Annotated in this window: 1 tRNA gene and 2 rRNA genes; all 3 read right to left on the bottom strand. The window is 44.7% G+C overall.

Annotated elements, in window-relative coordinates:
• Nucleotides 1-331, bottom strand: a 23S ribosomal RNA gene (locus FYJ71_RS09900); the annotation flags it as partial.
• A 199-nt stretch (nt 332-530) separates the two neighbouring features.
• Nucleotides 531-606, bottom strand: a tRNA-Ala gene (locus FYJ71_RS09835).
• Between the two features lie 70 nt (nt 607-676).
• Nucleotides 677-1194: ribosomal RNA gene (locus tag FYJ71_RS09830) — 16S ribosomal RNA — on the bottom strand; the annotation flags it as partial.

The raw sequence follows: 1194 nt of genomic DNA, 5'->3' as shown, positions 1-1194 counted from the left end.
AATCGCAATAACTTCCTCTTAAGATATGTCCGCAACCCCGAATTAGTAAACTAACTCGGTTTGGGCTCTTCCGCTTTCGCTCGCCGCTACTAACAGAATCGAATTTCTTTCTCTTCCTTCAGGTACTTAGATGTTTCAGTTCCCTGAGTTCCCCTCCATACACTATGTATTCATGTATGGATACTTGGACATTACTCCAAGTGAGTTTCCTCATTCAGAAATCTCCGGATCAATGTGTATGTGCCACTCCCCGAAGCTTATCGCAGCTTATCACGTCTTTCATCGGCTCCTAGTGCCAAGGCATCCGCCCTACACCCTTAATAACTTGACCTTCAATGATTTCTCATTGCTTAGTTATCTTGAGATTTTTCTAATTTTGTCTTTCGACAGTTAAAGAATAATTGGTTGTTTTTTAGAGTTTTCTCTCTTTGTCCGTTAGGACATTTTATATAGATGTCATTGTATACAATATCTTGTGATATCGTATTATCACTAATATATTCAGTTTTCAAGGTACAATTTAATATAAATGGTGGAGATGAGGAGAGTCGAACTCCTGACCCCTTGCTTGCAAGGCAAGTGCTCTCCCAACTGAGCTACACCCCCATTTTATATTTTATTTTTTTAAAAGTTCTAAATGAACTTTCAAAATTGAACAGCAGGTAATTCTCCTTAGAAAGGAGGTGATCCAGCCGCACCTTCCGATACGGCTACCTTGTTACGACTTCACCCCAGTTATCGACGCCACCTTCGACGACTTCCTCCTTGCGGTTAGATAATCGGCTTCGGGTGTTTCCGACTCCCATGGTGTGACGGGCGGTGTGTACAAGACCCGGGAACGCATTCACCGCAGCATTCTGATCTGCGATTACTAGTAACTCCAGCTTCATGTAGGCGAGTTTCAGCCTACAATCCGAACTGAGAATGGCTTTAAGGGATTAGCTCCACCTCACGGTTTGGCAACCCTCTGTACCACCCATTGTAGCACGTGTGTAGCCCTAAGCATAAGGGGCATGATGATTTGACGTCATCCCCACCTTCCTCCAGGTTATCCCTGGCAGTCTCTCTAGAGTGCCCAACTTAATGATGGCAACTAAAGACAAGGGTTGCGCTCGTTGCGGGACTTAACCCAACATCTCACGACACGAGCTGACGACAACCATGCACCACCTGTCACCTCAGTCCCGAAGGAAA

The sequence above is a fragment of the Peptostreptococcus porci genome (genome assembly GCF_009695815.1).
In the GTDB taxonomy this organism is placed as follows: domain Bacteria; phylum Bacillota; class Clostridia; order Peptostreptococcales; family Peptostreptococcaceae; genus Peptostreptococcus; species Peptostreptococcus porci.
Note: the sequence above shows the minus strand (reverse complement) of the source record. Positions and strands in the feature narration are given on the sequence as shown.